The sequence below is a fragment of the Roseibium aggregatum genome (assembly GCF_017309185.1).
GTDB classification, from domain to species: Bacteria; Pseudomonadota; Alphaproteobacteria; order Rhizobiales; family Stappiaceae; genus Roseibium; species Roseibium aggregatum_B.
Window position 1 is genome coordinate 349,785 of record NZ_JAEKJZ010000004.1, and the last position, 19,516, is coordinate 369,300.

General features: G+C 60.6%; 14 protein-coding genes, 1 tRNA gene and 1 riboswitch. Of the genes, 9 read left to right on the forward strand and 6 right to left on the reverse strand.

The features are described 5' to 3' along the window. Positions 1–11 precede the first annotated feature (11 nt). Complete coding sequence (locus tag JF539_RS19290) at positions 12–908, reverse strand: DMT family transporter (protein ID WP_207142336.1); 897 nt, start codon at positions 906–908, stop codon at positions 12–14. Between the two features lie 155 nt (positions 909–1,063). On the opposite strand from JF539_RS19290, the gene JF539_RS19295 reads away from it, so the two are divergent. From JF539_RS19295 to JF539_RS19315, 5 genes are all read left to right on the forward strand, one after another. Further along, positions 1,064–2,353: an MFS transporter gene (locus JF539_RS19295; RefSeq protein ID WP_207142337.1), complete on the forward strand. Its 1,290-nt coding sequence runs from the start codon at positions 1,064–1,066 to the stop codon at positions 2,351–2,353. A gap of 179 nt (positions 2,354–2,532) precedes the next feature. Continuing rightward, a complete protein-coding gene (locus JF539_RS19300; protein ID WP_207142338.1) occupies positions 2,533–3,825 on the forward strand; it encodes an adenylosuccinate synthase in 1,293 nt (430 codons plus the stop codon). 261 nt (positions 3,826–4,086) lie between these two features. Further along, positions 4,087–5,874: a hypothetical protein gene (locus tag JF539_RS19305; protein WP_207142339.1), complete on the forward strand. Its 1,788-nt coding sequence runs from the start codon at positions 4,087–4,089 to the stop codon at positions 5,872–5,874. A gap of 78 nt (positions 5,875–5,952) precedes the next feature. Further along, positions 5,953–6,059, forward strand: a riboswitch (TPP riboswitch). A gap of 144 nt (positions 6,060–6,203) precedes the next feature. Continuing rightward, complete coding sequence (locus JF539_RS19310; RefSeq protein ID WP_207142340.1) at positions 6,204–6,959, forward strand: ABC transporter permease; 756 nt, start codon at positions 6,204–6,206, stop codon at positions 6,957–6,959. 23 nt (positions 6,960–6,982) lie between these two features. Further along, a complete protein-coding gene (locus JF539_RS19315) occupies positions 6,983–7,924 on the forward strand; it encodes an ABC transporter substrate-binding protein (protein ID WP_207142341.1) in 942 nt (313 codons plus the stop codon). A gap of 7 nt (positions 7,925–7,931) precedes the next feature. Here the strand turns inward: JF539_RS19315 and JF539_RS19320 are convergent, their stop codons facing one another. Further along, positions 7,932–10,169, reverse strand: a complete 2,238-nt coding sequence (locus JF539_RS19320; protein ID WP_207142342.1) for a CHASE2 domain-containing protein — start codon at positions 10,167–10,169, stop codon at positions 7,932–7,934. Between the two features lie 337 nt (positions 10,170–10,506). Here JF539_RS19320 and ppk2 point away from each other — a divergent pair, with 337 nt between their 5' ends. Beyond that, positions 10,507–11,517, forward strand: a complete 1,011-nt coding sequence (gene ppk2, locus JF539_RS19325; RefSeq protein WP_207142343.1) for a polyphosphate kinase 2 — start codon at positions 10,507–10,509, stop codon at positions 11,515–11,517. A 258-nt stretch (positions 11,518–11,775) separates the two neighbouring features. Here the strand turns inward: ppk2 and JF539_RS19330 are convergent, their stop codons facing one another. Further along, on the reverse strand, positions 11,776–12,783 hold the full coding sequence (locus tag JF539_RS19330; protein ID WP_207142344.1) for a hypothetical protein: 1,008 nt from the start codon (positions 12,781–12,783) through the stop codon (positions 11,776–11,778). Positions 12,784–13,569: 786 nt separating this feature from the next. On the opposite strand from JF539_RS19330, the gene JF539_RS19335 reads away from it, so the two are divergent. Next, entirely contained in the window at positions 13,570–15,075 is a 1,506-nt protein-coding gene (locus tag JF539_RS19335; RefSeq protein ID WP_207142345.1) for a caspase family protein, read from the forward strand. 253 nt (positions 15,076–15,328) lie between these two features. Here the strand turns inward: JF539_RS19335 and rpoH are convergent, their stop codons facing one another. After that, positions 15,329–16,213, reverse strand: coding sequence for an RNA polymerase sigma factor RpoH (gene rpoH / locus JF539_RS19340; protein ID WP_207142346.1), 885 nt, complete (start codon positions 16,211–16,213; stop codon positions 15,329–15,331). Between the two features lie 178 nt (positions 16,214–16,391). Further along, the gene (locus tag JF539_RS19345) at positions 16,392–17,417 is read right to left on the reverse strand and encodes an RluA family pseudouridine synthase (RefSeq protein WP_207142347.1); all 1,026 of its coding nucleotides are present in this window, start codon (positions 17,415–17,417) and stop codon (positions 16,392–16,394) included. Between JF539_RS19345 and JF539_RS19350 the strand changes: the two genes are divergently transcribed. Together JF539_RS19350 and JF539_RS19355 are read left to right on the forward strand one after the other, a co-directional pair. Next, positions 17,416–17,772, forward strand: a complete 357-nt coding sequence (locus JF539_RS19350) for a hypothetical protein (RefSeq protein ID WP_207142348.1) — start codon at positions 17,416–17,418, stop codon at positions 17,770–17,772. The two genes, JF539_RS19345 and JF539_RS19350, sit on opposite strands and share 2 nt — an antisense overlap. A 119-nt stretch (positions 17,773–17,891) precedes the next feature. Further along, positions 17,892–17,967: transfer RNA gene (locus JF539_RS19355), tRNA-Glu, on the forward strand. 145 nt (positions 17,968–18,112) lie between these two features. Here JF539_RS19355 and JF539_RS19360 read toward each other — a convergent pair. After that, positions 18,113–19,516 carry an FAD-dependent oxidoreductase gene (locus tag JF539_RS19360; protein ID WP_207142349.1) on the reverse strand — a complete coding sequence of 468 codons (1,404 nt, stop codon included), beginning with the start codon at positions 19,514–19,516 and terminating at the stop codon, positions 18,113–18,115.

The following is a 19,516-nucleotide window of genomic DNA, read 5'->3' on the forward strand; positions in this document are numbered from 1 at the left end:
TTGCCGAAGGGTCATACCGGTCTTGCACCGATGCGCCGCAGAACACGTCCATCGAGAACCACAAGACCGATCAGCAGCACGGCAAAGCCGCCAAGCTGCAAGGGGCCGAGTTTTTCGCCCAGGATCAGCCAGCCAAAAAATAGCGCGCTGGCAGGCACAATGAGCGTGACCAGAGAGGCATTGGTCGCGCCTGCTTCGCTCAGCAACCTGAAATAGATCAGGTAGGCAAATGCGGTGGCGACCACGCCGAGCGCAACGACGTTCAGCCAGGCCGTCGCGCTTGCATCCCCGAGCGACCAGCCTGAGGAGGTGGCGAGTGCCACGGGCAGCATGATGAGGCTGGATCCCATCAACTGGCCGGTGGCCGCCACTTGCGGGGGCAGGGACTTGAAGCGTCTGGCGAAAGTCGCCGCGCAGGCGTAGGACGTGGCGGCGCCCAGGCAGCAGAGCTGTGCCCAGAGCGGGTCGGTTGCGAGTCCCGAGAGGCTGCCCGACAGCATGATCGCCACACCGGCGACGCCGAGGACCACGCCGGCGACCCGGTGTGCCTGGAGGCTTTCCTGCCGGGTCAACAGGCTTGCCACGATAACGGTAAAGACCGGTGTCGTCGCATTGAGAATGGACGCCAGGCCCGCCCCGATCTGGGTTTGGCCAAGAAACAAAAGCGAAAACGGGACGGCGTTGTTCAGGAAGCCCATCGTCAGAAAAGCGAGGGCATGTTGCGTTTTCAAGTGCCTCAAAAGGCCGCGTAACCGGAGAATGGCAAGAAGCACAAGACAGGCGATGGCCACTCGGAAAAACACCAGGACGAAGGGCGGGATCTCGGCAACGGCGACCTTGGCGAACAGGAAGGCGCCGCCCCAGATGAAGCCAAGCACAATCAGCATGATCCAATTTCGAAGCGGCATCGGCGGTCTCTCGATTTCCGGAAAATCGGGTTAGCACGGGGATGTCGCATTCGATACCCGAAATGCGAGCAAACGCGCCTTGCGCGAATTTTTCAGTCCGGCAAGAGTAGACGCATAGAAACGCCGTCTTTGCGGCAGCAGGAAGTCTTGTTCCCATGCCAAATGCTTTTCCGCCCGCTCAGAGCGCCTCTCTCGCCGGGCGTCTTCCGCCACTTCTGCTGGCGGCCGGCTGTCTGCTCGGCGCCAACGGTCTGGCGATGACCATGATTGCGGTGAGAGCGCGCGCGGAAGGCCTGCCGGATGCGAGTATCGGCCTGCTCGGGTCGTTTTATTACGCCGGCCTGACCGCCGGTGTCCTGGTGACGCCGTTCCTGATCGCCCGAGCCGGGCACAACAGGGTATTCGCCGCACTGGCCTCGATCAGCGCCATCGCGATCCTGGCAATCGCGTTTGCGCCTCCCGGCTGGCCATGGATGGCGGCACGCTTCGTCAGCGGCGCGACCTCCTGCGGAACGGTGATGGTGCTTGAAAGCTGGCTGAACTCCATCGCCAGCAACGCTTCGCGCGGCCGGATCCTGTCGGTCTACAGGATCGTCGATCTGGCGTCCGTCATGGGCGGTCAGTTCATTCTGCCGGTTTTCGGCGCCTCCGGATCGGATATCCTGATGGTTCTCGCCATGTTCTTCTGTTTCGCGCTAGTACCCATCGCGCTGGCGCGGGAAGGTAATCCGCCGGCGCCGCCTACCCGGTTTGTCAATCCGCTGATTTTGTGGCGGGTGTCCCCGGTCGCCATGGTCGGTATTTTCACCATCGGCCTGACCAACGGCGCCTTCCGCATGGTGGGACCGATCTACGCGGAAACCCTGGGCCTCGGTCTGGAGACGGTTGCCGCTTTCATCGCGCTTTGGGTTCTCGCGGGGGCCGTCTTTCAGTATCCGGCCGGCTGGATGTCCGACCGGATCGACCGCCGTCTGGTTCTGATTGTCTTCACGATTGGCGCCGGCCTGGCCTGTCTTTACATCTCGGGGTCCGCATCGCAGTCGGACCTGTTTACCGGCGTCTTTCTGTTTGGCGGCTTTGCCCTGCCGCTTTATTCGCTGTCGGCGGCGCATGCCAACGACCATGCGGGGTCAGACCAGTTCGTCGATGTCGCCGCCGGCATTCTGATGGCGTTCGGGACCGGCGCGGTGATCGGGCCGTTCATCGCCTCGCTTCTGATGGGTCAATTCGGTCCGCAAGCGTTCTTCATCTACACCGCGTCGCTCCATCTGGCGCTGGTTCTCTTCATTGTTGTCAGGATGACGCGACGCGAGGCAGTGCCCGCAAGTCAGCGCCGCCGCTTCGTCTGGTTGCTCAGGACGTCGCCGATGATCAACAGGCTGGCGCGGGGCGAAAAGGCGGAAGAAGCGAAGGCCGCCAAAACAAAGACAAAGACCGGAGTATAATCCTGATGAAAAAAGAAGCGTGGCGGGCCTGATTTTCCGTGCTGAGACTCGCGCGTTCCGGGAAACCTGTCTATAGTCCGCGCCGTTTGCCCCGGCCGCATCGCCGGGGCTTGTCGTGTTGGCGCCCCCGGTCGCGGAACCGGTGGGGCGAAGCTGCTTTCAAGGGAGCAAAGATCTAGATGGCGAATGTGGTTGTTGTCGGTTCGCAGTGGGGGGACGAAGGCAAGGGCAAGATTGTCGACTGGTTGTCGGAACAGGCCGATGTCATCGTAAGATTTCAGGGCGGACACAACGCAGGTCATACGCTGGTCATCGACGGCGTCAGCTACAAGCTTTCCCTCCTGCCGTCCGGCGTCGCGCGTGAAGGCAAACTGTCGATCATCGGCAATGGCGTTGTCCTTGACCCTCATGCTCTTGCCGAGGAAGTGAAGCGGCTGGGAGATCAGGGCGTGGTCGTTACGCCGGAGACATTGCGCGTGGCGGAAAACGTGACGCTGATCCTGTCGCTGCACCGTGAGCTCGACGCGCTCCGGGAAAACTCCAATACCGGCACGCGCATCGGCACAACGAAACGCGGGATCGGGCCGGCTTACGAAGACAAGGTGGGCCGGCGCGCGATCCGCCTCATGGATCTGAAGAACCTCGCCACCCTGCCGGCGAAAATCGACCGTCTGCTGACCCACCACAATGCCTTGCGCCGCGGCCTCGGCCAGGAGGAGATTTCAGCGCAGGCGATTTACGACGAACTGGCGAGCGTTGCCGACAAGGTTCTGCCCTATATGGACAAGGTCTGGTATCTGCTGGACGAGCAGCGGCGCCAGGGAAAACGGATCCTGTTCGAGGGCGCCCAGGGCGCGCTGCTGGACATCGACCACGGGACCTACCCCTTCGTGACCTCTTCCAACACGGTGGCCGGCCAGGCCGCGACCGGCTGTGGTTTGGGACCAGGCTCCATCGACTATGTGCTGGGCATCACCAAGGCCTATACCACCCGTGTCGGCGAAGGTCCGTTTCCGACCGAGCAGCAGAATGAAGTCGGCGAGTTTCTCGGCACGCGCGGGCACGAATTCGGTACGGTCACCGGCCGCCGCCGCCGGTGCGGCTGGTTCGACGCGGTGCTGGTCCGCCAGACGGTCTGCACCTCCGGCATCAACGGGATCGCTCTGACCAAGCTGGATGTTCTGGACGGCCTGGACGAAATCAAGATCTGCATCGGCTACGAGCTGGATGGCGAAAGGATCGATTACCTGCCGGCCTCGCAAGGGGCGCAGGAGCGGGTCAAGCCGATCTATGAAACGCTGCCAGGCTGGAAGGAATCGACCGAAGGCGCCAGAACCTGGGCGGAGCTTCCGGCCCAGGCCATCAAATACGTCCGCCATGTCGAGGAGCTGATCGGGGCGCCGGTCGCCATTTTGTCCACCAGTCCGGAGCGGGACGACACAATTCTTGTGCAGAATCCGTTCCAGGATTGAGATCCTTGGCATTAAAGGAACACTATTAAGACCTAAGAAGGCGCGTTGCGAATCGCTTAGCGGCTCGCTGCGTGCTTTCCGGACACGTCATTGAGGCTTGTCCGATAGATTTGTTGTAGAAAAAGAAAGCTGCAAGCTTCGTATCCGCACGAGATTGAGAAGAAAGAGTACTGATCTTTAAAATCTTGCTATAAGCCAGAGGATGATTTCAATTCTCAAGCCCGACGCGCGGAACCTTGCAGTTGGCCAGTAGGCAGGAAGATGGCTGATTACTATTCAATCCTGAAGAAAACGATCACGTCTTTGCCGGAAAGCAACGGCGCGGCGCGCAGGAGCGTTTACAGCCGCGCCCGCAACGCGATCGTCAATCAGCTCAAGGCCTATGAGCCGCCCTTGTCGCCTTCGGAAATCACCGCGGAGCAACTTCGCCTGGAAGAGGCGATCCGCAAGGTTGAGGCGGAGGCTGCCCGGGAAAGCCTGGGTCTGGGACCCGTGTCCCCCAAACCGCAGTCGGCGCCGCCCGAACCCGCCGCGGCTGAAGAGCCGACCGTTCAGGCCGAGGAGCCGCGTCACCAGGCGCCGGAACCGGAGTATCAGGACGCCGTAGAGACCGCCGCCGCGCCGGTCGAGGAAGAACCGGCGCCGTCTCCGCTCAAGGAAACCCTGTCGGAGGCCAGTGCCCTCGGATCGGCGGCGAACCAGGCCGTTCAGAACGCCAAGGAGGCCGTGGAACCGGAAAGCGGGAACGCGTTCGCGGCATCCCCCCAGACGCGCCAGGAGCCGGCCTTTTCCGCCGCAGCGCCAGAAGGTGACGGCCCTTACGCGGCCGAACCGGAACAAACAGGCGCGGTCGGCTCAGCGGTCGCTTCCGATGAAATCGCCGCGCCGGATCCGGACCGTGCGGGCCGCAAGCCGCGCCGGACCAAGACCAAGAAGCCGTCCGCCGGCGAAGCCTTGCGCGGCGACAGCTCCTCGAGCAAATTTCTGCCGATCGCACTCGCCGGACTTCTGGTACTGGCAATTGTCGCCGCCGCCGCCTATTTCCTGTTGCCGGCAGCGGATCAGATCGCGGTCAACCGGCAGGAAACGCCCGCAACCGGGGAAACGCCCGAGACGCAATCGCGAGCTTCCACACAGCCTGACCGGGTTCTGTCAGGGCAGGATCCGGATGCCGGGGCGGATGACGATCCGGACAGCTCGAAAAATACGGACCGCCTGCTGGACGATGGCAATGACGAGGTTGTCGCGCCGGATGCACGGACGGTGACGACGACCACCATCACGCCGGACGCCTCCGGCGAGGCACCGGAAGCGCAGCCGGCCCCGATTGCAGCGGAGCCTTCGGCAGCGACGGATGTCGAAAATGCGCTGGAGCCCGAAGTCCCGGCGATTGTCGCCGCCGACCCGGCGCAGGCCGCGGACGCGCTGGCGGGACAGGAAGAAAATCTTGCATTGGCGGTGCCCGAGCAGACCCTGCCGGCAGCCCCGGCGGCCGTTTCGTCGTCGGGTGCGCAACGCTCCATTCTCTACGAGGAAGGCGAGGAGGCCGGAGGCTCAGGGACGGCTGCCGAAGGCGCCGTTGTCTGGGAGCTTGACGAGGAAACCACGCTTGACGGCAAGGCGCAGACCGTCCTCAACGCTTCCGTTGAAATCCCCGAGCGGGACGTCAAGGTCGATATCCGGATCAAGCCGAACGAGGATACGTCCCTGCCGGCCAGCCATCTTGTCGAGATCAAGTATGAATTCCCGCAGGAATTCGCGCCCGGCGACGTGGTCAATGTGCCCGGCCTCGTCATGAAGCCGACGGAAGAGGCGCGCGGCGACGCCCTGATCGGCGCGTCGGTCAAAGTCTCTCCGGGCTTTTTCTGGATCGCCTTGTCCAGCCTGCCGAACGAGCGTCAAAGAAATCTGGCCCTGCTGCGCGAGCGTGGCTGGATCGATATTCCGATGCTCTACGAAAACGGCAAGCGCGGCATCCTGACCCTCGAGAAGGGCAGTGTCGGCGCGGATGCGGTGGAGAAAGCGATTTCGTCGTGGCAAGCCGGCTAAACAGTTCGCCGGGGAGCCGCAAAGATATAAGCTGAAAACCAATGCCTTGCCTTTTTTCGAAAGGCAGGGCATTGTCGTTTCCGGTCCGAGGGGTGCTCCTGTGACAGGAGCTGAGATGGTGAAGAGCCGAACCCTTAGAACCTGATCCGGGTCATGCCGGCGAAGGGACGGAAACCTTAGCCTTTTCCCGGATCTCCAATGTCACTTTCGGCGTGTCCGAAGACGGGAGATCCTATGCGTTCGCACCTGCCTTTGCAGCGGTGTCTTTGCTCGAAGAGACACGTTGCCACCGATGAGTCGGCTTATGCGCCCCGTTTTCTGGAGGCGTCATGAAAGCCGCGCTTCGGATCTTCGGGAAATTTCTGGCCGGAACCGCCTCGGTTTTCGGTGTCTGGTGGCTGCTGGTCGTCCTGCTGCAGCCGCCTGCCTATATGCTGCCCGGACCGGTCGAGGTCCTGCGCGGTTTCCCCGACAATGCCGCCTTCCTGCTGCATCATGCCGGCATCACGGCCTATGAGACCGTGCTCGGCTTCGCGCTCGGCGTTTCCTGCGGAGCCTTGCTGGCGATCTCCGTCTGGCTTTTTCCGCTGGCAGGGCGCGTGGTAATGCCGGCGATCCTTGTTTCCCAGGCCCTGCCGGTGTTCGCGATCGCGCCGGTTCTGGTGCTTTGGCTCGGCTTCGGCATCTCGTCCAAGATCGTCATGGCGGTTCTGGTGATCTTCTTCACCGTGACGTCGACGGTCTATGACGGTTTGCGCCGGACCGACGAAGGGCTGATCGATCTGGCCCGGCTCTACGAGGTTCCCCGGCATAGGGAACTCTGGCTGTTCCGTCTGCCCGCCGCCCTGCCGGCGCTGGCATCCGGACTGCGCGTGGCGGCCGTCTTCGCGCCCATCGGCGCGGTGGTCGGCGAGTGGGCCGGCGCCAAGGGCGGGCTTGCCTTCATCATGCTTCAGGCCAATGCGCGCGGAAACGCCGATCTCCTGTTCGCCGCGGTAATCCTGCTGGCCCTCATGGTGCTGGCGATGCGCTACGCCGTCGAATATCTCACCCGCCTGCTCGTGCCCTGGCAGGCCGAAACCTGATGTTTTCATATTGGAGGATGACTATGAAGAAGACGCTCCTGTCGCTTTCCCTTGCCGCCGGCCTGGTGGCCGCAAGTCCGGTTCAAGCCGCCGAGAAACTGACGGTGCTTCTGGACTGGTTCACCAACCCGGATCATGCGCCCGTCATCACTGCCGTGACGAAAGGGTTCTTTGAGGCCGAAGGTCTTGAGGTCGAGCTGGTCGAGCCCGCCGATCCGGCGATGCCGCCGAAGCTTGTGGCGGCCGGGCAGGGCGATATCGCGATCTCCTATCAGCAGACGCTGCACGCGCATGTCGACGAGGGCCTGCCCGTGATGCGGATCGGCACGCTTGTCGAAACGCCGCTGAACTCCCTCATCGTCCTGAAAGATGGACCGATCAAGGAGCTGAGCGATCTGAAGGGCAAGAGTATCGGCTTTTCCGTCTCCGGTTTCGAGGACGCCATGCTTGGCCAGATGCTGCGCTCCGTGGGGCTGACCATGGACGATGTCGAACTGATCAACGTGAACTTCGCTCTGTCGCCGGCGCTGATGTCCGGCCAGGTGGACGGGGTTATCGGCGGCTACCGGAATTTCGAGCTCACCCAGATCGAGCTTGAGGGTAAGGAAGGCAAGGCGTTTTATCCGGAAGAAAACGGCGTGCCGGTCTTCGACGAGCTCATCTATGTGGTCAACAGGGACAAGGTCGACGACCCGCGGTTCAAGAAGTTCCTGGCCGCTATCGAAGCGGCGACGATCTATCTGACCAATCACCCTCAGGAGGCCTGGAGCGCCTTTGTCGAGGCCTATCCGCATCTGAACGACGAGCTGAACAAACGGGCCTGGACGGACACGCTGCCGCGCTTCGCCAAGCGTCCCGCCGCCCTGGACCGCGGCCGCTACCAGCGGTTCGCGGAGTTCCTCGCGGAAGCGGATCTGATCGGCAAGGTCGTGCCGGTGGAGACTTACGCGGTCGAGATCCGGTAAAGCGCTTTCAAAAATGCAGCGTCGTGTCCTGCGCGGCGCTGCGGACGTCTTCTTCCGTCTGCATGTCGTCGAGCATGTCTTCGAAACGGCCGTAAAAGTCCATCAGGGACGGGGCGATGGTCCTGGCCTTTTCCAGGTTCTCCCTGGACTGGCGGATATGACCACCCTTGAGCGCGCGCAGCATGCGCCCGTGAACAATATCCAGCTCCTTGAATTCGCGCGATGACTTGACGGCCTCGTCGCCGATGAGCGCGAACAGTTTCGCCGGTTCGCTCTTGCCTTTCAGCGGGATTTCGCCCGCCTCGAGGAAGGCGAATTCCGGGACCTTGTCGCGGGTGTCCTCGGACACCAGAAGTTCCACGCCGACCGGCTTGCAGCTCGATTCGATGCGCGAGGCGGTGTTCACGGCGTCTCCGATTACGGAATAGTTGAACCGCCGCGCGGAGCCCATGTTTCCGACGCAGGCCTCGCCGCTGTTCAGACCGATGCCGATCCTGACGAACTGGGTTTTCAGTCCTCGGGCCTTGAACCCGAAGGCGTCGCGATCGTTGAGTCCGTCCATGACCTTCAGCATGGTCAGTCCGGCGCGGCAGGCTTTTTTCGCATGGTCCGGGGTCGTCAGCGGCGCGTTCCAGAACGCCATGATACTGTCACCGATATATTTGTCGATCGTTCCGCCTTCCGCCTGGATGGCATCGGACAGCGGCGACAGCAGCGTGTTCAGAAACCTTACCAGGTCCTCGGGCTCCAGCTCTTCCGAAATCGGCGTGAAATCGCGCACGTCCATGAAGAGGATGGTCATGTCGCGGATTTCCCCGCCGAGGGAAAGCTGTTCCGGCGCGTCCTCGAGCCGGGTCACGAGATCGGGTGACAGATACTGGCTGAAAGCCTGACGGACGAAGTGTTTTTCCCGCTCCGTCAGGACATAGAGCAGGGCGGTCGTGGCGGCGAAGACGCAAAAGGAGGCAACGCTCGGGTAGATCGGGTCGACCAGAAGGCCTTCGGTCCAGAAGAGATAGATCGAGCCGCCGACCAGCCCGGCAGCGATCATGGCGCCCAGGATCGCGGTGACGATGCCGCCAGTGGCGGGCAGCGCCAGAATGACGAAGGCGCCGACGGCGAAGGTCGCGATGATCTCCAGCCCGTCCGCCCAGTCGGGCCGCGACAGGAACTGGCCGTGGATGATCTGCTCCAGCGCCTGGGCGTGGATGGAAACGCCGGGAACGAGTTCGCCGAGTGATGTCGCGCGGATGTCTCTCAGACCGGCGGCCGAAGCTCCGACGAGCACGATGTGCCCCTCAAGCACCGCCGCCAGGTCCCGCGAGTTGTCCGGCTCGAACAGATCTCTGGCCGGAACATACCGGGCGGGGGTGTCCTCGTTGTAATAGACCCAGAGCTCGCCCGACGCGGTGGTAGGGACCTCGAACGCGCCGATCTTGACCGCCGTGACCGCCGAGGTGCCGCCGGAGGCCTCGCCGCTGGCGCCGGTGGCGCGCACGATCAGGTTGCTTGCCCCCTGCGCCACGCGCAGGGCCTCCGACGACAGGCTTGGAAAAAGGCCGCTGCCGTCGCTTTCCAGAAGCGGGACGCGCCGGACGCTGCCCTCCAGATCATCCCTGGAGACTGAGATCGAGCCGATGCCGCTGGCGGCTTCCTGAAAGATGTTCAGGTTCGGAACCGCCCCTGGAAAAGGCGTCAGGAAACCGGTCGGGTTTTCTCCGGCGAAGGCAATGCCCGCTTTCTTGAGCGGGGCACGCTGCGACGGCTTGTCGGTGATCGCGAAGCCGAGCACGACCGGGCCTTCGGCGATGGCTGCCGAAAAGGCTGTGTCATGGTCCGGCAGGCCTTGAAAGCTTTTCAGGATGTCGTGCGGAACGGTGCCCGCCAGCAGATCGCCGAGCTGCGCCGGCGAGGTGCGATCGGGTTCGGAGAAAACCACGTCGAAGACGATGGCGGCGGCTCCCAGGTCGGTCAGCCGCCGGACCATCTCGGCGAGTTTCGTGCGCGGCCAGGGCCATTGGCCGATCTCGGCGATGGAGGTCTCGTCGATGTCGACGATGCGGACCGGAGCCGGTTCGTGCGCACGTGGCTTCATGCGTTGGTAATAGTCGAAGGTCAGTTCCCTGAGCGCCGTGAGGAAACCGGGGTCCACGTACCGCAGGCCCGTCGAAAAGGTCAGGACGAAACAGGCGACAATCGCCACGAGGCCGCGTTTGGAAAGCAGGGTTTTGAAAAGCTGACGCATCGGCCACCGTTCGCGAAAAAGATGCCGTAGCGTAATGCCAACCGTAACCAATAGGAACCTCGGCGGCGGCAGCGCATGTCCCGTACGATTGTCCGGTCCACGTCGGGGCATTTAACGCACCATGAGGGTGGCGAATACGGTCGGATAGGGTCCTGTTAAGCTGCACCTGCTATGAAAACCCTCGGAGATGCAGAATTCACCGGCTTCCGTTGTTTTAGGTCAATGCGAAACGAGCGCTTTTGGTCTTAGGGTTTACTTACCTGCGTTCTGAGCAACCGGTGATTTCCAGCAGCTCAGGCGTGTCTCAACGAAGGCTCCCCAATTGAAGGAAGAATTAATGGACCAGAAAGCGAAATCCGCCTCTGCATCGGAACAGAAACCGGTCGAGTCCGGCACCGGAGCTGCTCCTGAAAAAAACGCGAAGAAAACCCCGCGCAAGGCCGGAGCGAAGCAGCCTGTTCCACATCCGGCGGTCCACAAGAGCCATTCGTTGTTGTTGCATGAGCGTTCGATCGCCAAGGGCAACAGGTCGCAACTGCCTGAAAACTATCCCTACAAGCGGCGCATGAACCGGGCGCAGTATGAGGCGCGCAAACAGGAGCTTCAGATCGAACTCCTGAAGGTCCAGAACTGGGTCAAGGACACCGGTCAGCGCATCGTCGTCATCTTCGAAGGCCGGGATGCCGCCGGCAAGGGTGGCACGATCAAGCGGTTCATGGAACATCTGAACCCGCGCGGTGCACGCGTCGTCGCGCTTGAAAAGCCGACCGAAGAAGAAAAGGGCCAGTGGTATTTCCAGCGCTACGTGAAGCATCTGCCGACCAAGGGCGAGATCGTCCTGTTCGACCGCTCCTGGTACAACCGCGCGGGCGTCGAGAAGGTCATGGGCTTCTGTTCGCCGGCCGAATACATGGAGTTCATGCGCCAGGTGCCGGAATTCGAGCGCATGCTTGTGCGCAGCGGGATCAGCCTGTTCAAGTTCTGGTTCTCGGTGAGCCGGGAAGAGCAGTTGCGCCGCTTCCAGGCGCGCAACAGCGATCCCCTGAAGCATTGGAAGCTGAGCCCCGTCGATGTCCAGTCGCTGGACATGTGGGACGACTATTCCGAGGCGAAGGAGAGCATGTTCTTCTACACCCATACCGCGGACGCGCCCTGGACCGTCGTCCGTTCCGACGACAAGAAGCGCGCGCGCCTGAACTGCATGCGCTATTTCATCCGGGCGCTGTCCTATCCGGGCGCCGATACCGAAATCAATCTCGACTCGGACCCCAAGATTGTCGGGCCGGCGGATACCTTCTATCAGACGCTGGCGGACTTCGACGCCAGCCGGCAGTTCAAGGTCGAATAGGCGTCCGGCGCTGCCGGGCTCTTTCGGGGGGCAGACGGGTCCCGGGGAGCCAGCGGGATCGACGGAAGCGGCCTGGCAGGTCTCCGTCTCATAGCAACCTCAACAAATAGGGTCTTATTTGTTGAGGTTGGTATTAGCCGAAAGGGAGGACGGGAAGCGGGCGTTCATTGCGGTTTAAGTGAATGACCGCAATGGACAATATACAAGATCTTTCGCACTTTCGCTTGATTCCGGTTTGGCGAGTTCAGCAGGTGCTCATCAGCACTTCCGCATGACGTTCATTATTACGTCGCGCTGTGCATTGCTCCTGGCAGCAATGAGTGAGGGGTTGGCCCGGTCGTGTTTCTTTTTTGCTGATATGGCCTTCTCCACCTGACCTTTGGCGGTATCCAATACAAAACCGCTCGTCGTACCGACGATCTGCTCCATCTGGTCAGGATCGATTGTCTTCTTAGCCTGCCTATAGGCCTCCCTGTATTGTTGAAGCCTTTTCCCTGCGAAGTGGCTCACCCCCTCACCGGCAAGACCTGTCAGTACATCAAGGCCGATCTTGGTTAGAGTTTCAGAGGCCGGCTTTTTTTCAACAGATCCTGCACCAACCGTAAATGCTGCCCCCTGAATCATTCCAAGGCCGACCATGATGCCCTTACCAATGCCTTCCACTTTGCCGACACTGGCCGCAGCACCCCAGCCAAATCCGACCAGTTGACCGAGTGATTCAATCGCAGCTGCATCAAATTTTCCGGTGTCCTGATATTTGGCAACACCTTTGCCACCCGCTCCAATTGCTGCGGCGCCAGCGCCAACCAAAGATGCCCCGCAGCAGTTGGCGTAGATCATCACGATTGTAAAGCCGGTGTCTCGCGCAAATTTTGCCATTTCGATGTTTCGGGTTGTACGGTCGATGGCAATTTTCTGATATTTCGCTATTGTGCCAACGTAATTTTGATGTATGCCGCGCATCTGTCTTGTTGATGACATGTAATAAACAAGATCATCGAATGCCCTTCGCCCGCTCGATTTTCGAGTTACATGAAAGAAATCCAAAGAATCTTTAAATTCTCTATTTGCGAGCTCTTTGGCTTTTTTAATGTCGCAATCAATTACCGGCATTGTACCGCTCAGTGGTCCAAGCTTCTCCTGCCGTAAATTGGATTTGGAAGGCAACGCGCTCATAAATTCATAGGCCAATATAACGCGCTCAACCGCCTCTGGATTAAACTGCCAACGCTCGCCGTAGGAATCTCTGTATGTCTCAAAATGCATTTGCCGACTTAGCCTCCCTTGAAAGTGAATCGGCGTATCTGGTGGAGCAACTCAGCAACCGCAGCAGCACCACCCATCAGTTTGTCGCCTGAGGTATGAGATCCGGCCCGCATCGCGCTTGTGTTTATCCAAAACGGAAAGACTTCTAAGAAATGCGCCTGGTCTCCCGAACAGGCTAGTCTTATGAAATAGACGGCTAATACACCTTCATATTGAGATTGATGCGAATATCGCCAGATCCCCGAATGGTATAAGATGGTCGATCCCGTCCCTTTTTGCTTCCAGCGACATAATATACGAGCAAAACGCTCAACTTAGACCCTTTGCACTTCCCGGTCCTTTGGGTGAATCTGCGTTTTTTCGTTCTAAATCGACCAAGTTCTGGTTTTTTATTTATAATCAGTCGCGGGTATCCCCTATCCCGGCATGTCTTCTCATCGTAATTCAACCACTGAAATTCCATCTCACCGCCACTTTTGACACTTCTGCGCCAGTTTCTTGTTTGCTGCGCATGAACACTGGCCACATCGATGAATAAAAAGCCGGCGGCGACAAGAATGCCTGTACAAACCGAGGCGAAATTTCTTTTTGCGAAAATCATGTAATCAACCCCTTTAATAAAAATGCCTAGACCGAGGAAGATCTGGTAGTGGTGCGGATTGAGAAGTCCGGCTACAGGCTATCAATTGAATCAGTTTGGTCAACAATATTTATTCGTGAGGCCAGTTAACTTGCCTCACTTTTCGTTACTTGATAGTGTAACTGCAATTTTATCACCGATCTATGGTGAGCGACATTTTGAAAGTCCGGACAGATTGTTTCACAATCGTCCGCAAGCGAACACAAGCTTGGAATCCAGCCATGAGAAAACCAGTGCAAGTCCATGCGACGATCTCAGCTGCGGTTGCGGCACTGTTTCTTATCTCGGCTGTCATACTCAGTCCGGCCTTTGCGAAGGCTTCGCGTGTCGCTCTCGTCATAGGCAATTCAAAATACGAAAATGGACAAAACCTCGCCAACCCACGAAACGATGCCGAGGGCATTTCAAATGCTCTGACGCAATTGGGCTTCAAGGTTTTTTCGGGCTATGACTTGAAACGCAAAGATTTTGTGTCGTTGATCGGCGAGTTCGCGAGGGCTTCGCGTGTGGCGGAAGCCGCTGTTCTTTATTACGCCGGGCACGGGCTTGAAGTCGGCAACGCCAATTACCTGCTCCCGGTGGATGCTGAGCTTATGGACGAAGCGGATTTGGAGTTTCAGACGATTAGCCTGAACAGCGTGATAGGTTTGATGGAGAGGGAAAAACGGACCAATCTGGTGATACTTGATGCCTGCCGGGACAATCCGATGGCACGGAATCTTTCTCGGAGCATGGGAACCCGTTCGACCAGCATCGGACGCGGACTTGCGCGTGTCGAAACTGGTATCGGCACGCTCATCGCCTACGCCACGCAACCAGGCAATGTCGCACTTGATGGCGAAGGCCGTCATAGCCCCTTCACGTCGGCGCTCCTCCGCCATATAGGCACACCTGACATCGATGTTGAGATCATGTTTCGCCGTGTGCGGTTCGAAGTGATGGAAGCGACGCAAGGACAGCAAGTGCCATGGAGCAGTTCCTCACTCATTGGCTCATTTCAGTTTCGAGATCAAAAGCCGGCACCGAACGCTCAAGAAACGATTGCGGAAATTTCACCTCCTACCCCGGATGATGGATCGGCCGACGATGCGCAGGCTGTAGAAAACGCTGCGCCGGCGCAAACGGATGGAGCCAACCGTGACGTTGTCGAGCAAACGGAAACCGGCGGTGGAGCTGAGGCCGAGCCAATACAAGTCGCCACCGCGAATCCGGACGCTCAGGTCCAGTCTGACCCCTCTGAGTCACCGCCGCCAGTGCTGTCCAATCGAGAAATCGCCAGATCTATTCAGTTGGAACTGAACCGTTTGGGCTGCCAAGCTGGAACAGAAGACGGCATCTGGGGGCGCAACAGTCGAAGAGCTCTTCAAACACTGAGCGAGCACACTCCCGAGATCGATATTGTTGCGCTGGAGCCGACCGCGAACCTTCTGCACGATCTGGAAAATCTGGACGGACGGGCCTGTCCCCTGACTTGCAGTGCCACCGAGGAGCTGCGCGAAGGAGCCTGTGTTCGCAAAACATGCCCCAGCGGTCAGCGTCTGTCGTCTAGAGGGGCGTGTTATGTGCCCAAAGCTACCAACACACGCCGTCGCCCAAGCTCGAATTCCAGATCAAACTGCTTCAAATACAACGGCCAAACTTACTGCGATTAACAAGAAACAGCTTAGAGAAAAGCTGATTTCCCTATCGGAGTTCGCTAAAGGAAGCTCTGGGCTGAAAGCTACCGTTTTCTTGAACCGTCTGAATGTCGGCTTTGACGCCGCTGCGCACTAACCCGACGTCCTCTCCGCCCTCTTTCCGGGCACTTGTTCAAACCGCGCCCCAACACCTCCCCACGCGTGCAAAACAAAAAGCGCCGGAGCCATCGCCCCAGCGCTTTGTCGGCAGTCTGAAATGTCCAGGACGTTAGACCGCCGGCTGTTCCGTGGCGCGGGCGCTGTTGCGGACCGCTTTCTGGACCTTTTCGAAGGCGCGCACCTCGATCTGGCGGACGCGTTCACGGCTGACGCCGAATTCGCCGGAGAGGTCTTCCAGGGTCATCGGGTCTTCCGACAGGCGGCGGGCCTCGAAGATCCGGCGTTCGCGGTCGTTGAGCACGTCCATGGCGTCGCTCAGGAGCTTGCGGCGCATGTCCAGCTCCTCCTGATTGGCGAGCAGGGTCTCCTGGCTTTCGCTTTCATCGACGAGCCAGTCCTGCCATTCGCCGGCGTCCGCCTCAGCGCGCACGGGTGCGTTCAGGCTGGCGTCGCCGCCAAGACGGCGGTTCATGGAGATCACTTCCTCCTCGGAGACCCCGAGGCGGGTGGCGATTTCCGCGACCTGATCCGGCTTCAGATCGCCCTCGTCCAGCGCCTGGATCTTGCCCTTCAGGCGGCGCAGGTTGAAGAAAAGGCGTTTCTGGTTGGCGGTGGTGCCCATCTTGACGAGGGACCAGGAGCGCAGGATGTATTCCTGGATCGCCGCCTTGATCCACCACATGGCATAGGTCGCGAGCCGGAAGCCCTTGTCCGGTTCGAAGCGCTTGACCGCCTGCATCAGGCCGACGTTCCCTTCGGAAACGACCTCGCCGATCGGCAGTCCGTAGCCCCGGTAGCCCATCGCGATCTTGGCGACGAGGCGCAGGTGGGAGTTCACCAGCCGCTCGGCGGCTTCCGGGTCCTCATGCTCCTTGTAGCGCTTGGCGAGCATGTATTCTTCTTGCGGCTGCAGCATGGGAAACTTGCGGATTTCATCCAGATAGCGGCTGAGACCGCCTTCCCCGGCTGTAAGCGTCGGTACGTTCTGGGCCATGTCATGCACCCCCTTTCATCGGGTTTGCACCGGTCCGCCCCGGGCCGCTCCGCCGTGTTACGCAAGCAGGCTTGTTCAAGGGGAAACCGGCACACAAACTGTGTCCGTGTCGGCACACAAGAGACCCTAATATAGGTTCATTTCGGTCAATTGCATGGCTGAAAAAGGGAAACGCATCCTAAAATTTTTGTAATGTCGACAATAATGTTGCGAAATCTTCCGGGTAAGGGCTCTCGAAGCGCAAAGTTTTACCGTTGATCGGGTGCTCGAAAGCCAGCAGTCCGGCATGCAGGGCCTGGCGCGTGAAGCCGGCGACAACGCCTTTCAGCGGCTCTTCCAGCCGGTTGATCTTGGTCTTGAAACCCGAACCGTAGTCGTCGTCGCCAATGAGCGGATGGCCGATATGGGCCATGTGCACGCGGATCTGGTGGGTGCGGCCCGTCTCCAGCCGGCATTCCATCAGGGCGGCGAGAGCATCCTCGGAATGACCGCCGAAACGTTCCTTCACCTGCCAGTGGGTGATGGCGCGGCGGCCGGCGGTCTTGACGACGGCGATCTTCTGCCGGTTGGTCTGCGAGCGGGCGAGATTGGCGTCGATGGTGCCTTTTAGGCCGGACGGCGCGCCCCAGACGAGAGCGGCATAGGCGCGTTCCAGCGGGCCGGTGCGGCCGTGATCGGCGAATTGGGCGGCGAGCCCCTGGTGCGCCCGGTCGGTCTTGGCGACCACCAGAAGGCCGGAGGTGTCCTTGTCGATCCGGTGCACGATGCCGGGCCGCTTGACGCCGCCGATCCCGGACAGGCTGTCGCCGCAATGATGGATGAGCGCGTTGACGAGGGTTCCGGTCCAGTTGCCGGCGCCCGGATGGACCACCAGGCCGGCCGGCTTGTCGATGACAATCAGGTGCTCGTCCTCGAAAACCACCGAAAGGGGAATGTCCTCACCCTTCGGCTCCGGGTCTTCCGCTTCGGGTAAAACGAGCACGAGTGCGTCGCCTTCATTGACCCGGTATTTCGGCTCCACTATTTTCGCGCCGCCGACGGTGACGTCTCCGGACTTGATCAGGGACTGAATCCTGTTGCGGCTCAAGACCTCCACGTGGGAGGCCAAAACCGCGTCGAGCCGCTTTCCGGCATCGTCCGCATCGACCGTCAAACTGAAATCCGTGTCCAGACCGGCCGGATCTTCTTGGGAATTATCTGTCATGTCACAACCTGAATACGGGGAAGAGGGCCCGGAAGAGGCTCCGCTCGATCCGGCCACCCAACGGGTCCAGGCGAAGCTGAAGCGCCTGTTGTTCGGGTCGTCCCTGATCATGTTAGCTGGTTTCATCGCTGTCTTTGCAGCAATTCTCTACAAGATCAATACCTATGAGGCCGATCCCTCGGAAGCCGCCTTCGCCGCGACGGTCGCGGTCGGGCCGGACGCGGAGGTGCTGCAGGCCACCCTCTCGGATGGGCTGCTGCTGGTGCTCGTGCGCGAGGGCAGCGGGACCGCGCTTTTGCGCTTCGACCCCAAAACCGGCGTGCGGATCGGGCGCACGGATTTCGTCGCGCGGTAAGGCGTTGCCGGTATCAACAGCTATGTGACGAAAAAATGAAGAAAGGGGCTTGCGTCTTTCCGCGCGCAGCCTTATACGCACGAACCTCGGCTTGAGACAGTGCTCTCATCCCGCACCGCGCGCCCATCGTCTAGCGGTCTAGGACGCCGCCCTTTCACGGCGGAAACACGGGTTCGAGTCCCGTTGGGCGTGCCAAGTTCTCCTTCGCACAATCACACAAAGACGCAGATCTGCTTGTCAGATTTTCGAGCGCGATGCGCCGTCCTGTGCATTTCTGCAGGATCAGCCTTCAAGTTCTATCGATGAACAGGAGGTCTCCACCGCAGGCGTCAGGCTACGGTCAGCGCAGACCGGCGCAATAGGTTCCGGCGAGAAATCCGAAGGCGATGGCGGTGAGGAGGCCGTTACCGGAGAGATAGCCGGAGACATCCGGGCCGGACACGCCACAGGCCGCGCCGCCGCCCGCGAAAAGATTGGGAACCGCTGCGCCGTTCCGGTCGAGGACCCGCGCCTTGTCATCGATCCTGAGGCCGCCCTGGGTGTGAAACAGGGCACCGGTTACCTTGACCGCGAAATAGGGGGGCGCCAGGCTTGGCTTTGCCGTGAAGTCGCGGCCGAGCGGATCGTCGGTGATGCCAGCCTGAAACGACGCGATTTCGCTCAGCGTTTCGCCCAGGGCGGTTTCCGGCGTCGCCGTTATCCGGGCCAGCCCCGCGATGTCGTCCGCTTGCCGAATGGCGCCGGCCTTGACCGCCTCCTGGTAGTCCGGAAAGCCGAGCGCGAATGCGTGAATGCGTTCGTCGTAGATGTTCCAGGCGATGCCGCCCGGCTGCTTCAGCACATGGACCGCCTGTTCGGAGTAGCCACCGTTCTCGTTGGAAAAGCGCCGGCCTTCCGCGTTCACCTGGATGCCGCCCTCCATCATCAGCGCCCACGATATGAGTATGCCGTGCGGATGGGCCAGTGACCCATGACCCTGGTAGCCGCTCAGGTGCTTCAGATCCGCTCCGAGCGCCTCGCCCCAGAGCAAGGCATCGCCCTTGTTGCCCTCGTGGCCGTAATAGAGCCCGCCGGCGATCTCCGGGATATGTTCGGCGACAAGATCGCTGTCCCCGCCAAAGCCGTTGCAGGCCAGTATCAGCGCCTTGCAGCCGAGGATTTCGGTGGCGCCGTCCGGCCGCGCGATTTCCACCGCGACGATCCGGTTGTCCGCGTCGGCGTAAAGACGGTCGACCGGGGCTTCGGTCACGACGGGAATGTCCGCCTGCTCTGCAGCGCTCAGGAGGCGGGCGAGCAGGGCGGCGCCGGTCTTTTCGGGAACAGCGTGCATGCGGTGGCGCGTATGGCCCGGATAGAGAAAGTCGTCGAGGACGATCCAGTCGAGGCCGCAGGTGTCGGCCAGCCATTCCAGGGCCGGGCCGATGGTCTCGCTGGCAAGGCGGGTGAGGTCCGGGTCGGAGAGGCCTTTCGACTTTGCCAGGATATCTTTGGCAAATCGCTCCGGCGTATCGTCGGCGACGCCGATTTTGCCTTGAAATCGCGTTGCGGGTGCAGGCACGAAACCGGAGGACATGGAGGTCGAGCCGGAGGGGGAGGCGTCCCGTTCCAGAACGATGACGTCGGCGCCTTCCGCTTTCGCGCGCAGGGCTGCGGTCAGACCGCAGGCGCCCGCGCCAATCACGACGACGTCCGCCTCCGCATCGATGCGCGGCGGCGCTTCCCGGGAAATGCCGCCGTGGCTCAT

Bases quoted from the DNA above. Each gene is read 5' to 3' on its own strand.
- JF539_RS19290 (WP_207142336.1), bottom strand. From the start codon at position 908: ATGCCGCTTCGAAATTGGATCATGCTGATTGTGCTTGGCTTCATCTGG.
- JF539_RS19295 (WP_207142337.1), top strand. From the start codon at position 1,064: ATGCCAAATGCTTTTCCGCCCGCTCAGAGCGCCTCTCTCGCCGGGCGT.
- JF539_RS19300 (WP_207142338.1), top strand. From the start codon at position 2,533: ATGGCGAATGTGGTTGTTGTCGGTTCGCAGTGGGGGGACGAAGGCAAG.
- JF539_RS19305 (WP_207142339.1), top strand. From the start codon at position 4,087: ATGGCTGATTACTATTCAATCCTGAAGAAAACGATCACGTCTTTGCCG.
- JF539_RS19310 (WP_207142340.1), top strand. From the start codon at position 6,204: ATGAAAGCCGCGCTTCGGATCTTCGGGAAATTTCTGGCCGGAACCGCC.
- JF539_RS19315 (WP_207142341.1), top strand. From the start codon at position 6,983: ATGAAGAAGACGCTCCTGTCGCTTTCCCTTGCCGCCGGCCTGGTGGCC.
- JF539_RS19320 (WP_207142342.1), bottom strand. From the start codon at position 10,169: ATGCGTCAGCTTTTCAAAACCCTGCTTTCCAAACGCGGCCTCGTGGCG.
- ppk2 (WP_207142343.1), top strand. From the start codon at position 10,507: ATGGACCAGAAAGCGAAATCCGCCTCTGCATCGGAACAGAAACCGGTC.
- JF539_RS19330 (WP_207142344.1), bottom strand. From the start codon at position 12,783: ATGCATTTTGAGACATACAGAGATTCCTACGGCGAGCGTTGGCAGTTT.
- rpoH (WP_207142346.1), bottom strand. From the start codon at position 16,213: ATGGCCCAGAACGTACCGACGCTTACAGCCGGGGAAGGCGGTCTCAGC.
- JF539_RS19350 (WP_207142348.1), top strand. From the start codon at position 17,416: ATGTCACAACCTGAATACGGGGAAGAGGGCCCGGAAGAGGCTCCGCTC.
- JF539_RS19345 (WP_207142347.1), bottom strand. From the start codon at position 17,417: ATGACAGATAATTCCCAAGAAGATCCGGCCGGTCTGGACACGGATTTC.
- JF539_RS19360 (WP_207142349.1), bottom strand. From the start codon at position 19,516: ATGAGCCACGGCGGCATTTCCCGGGAAGCGCCGCCGCGCATCGATGCG.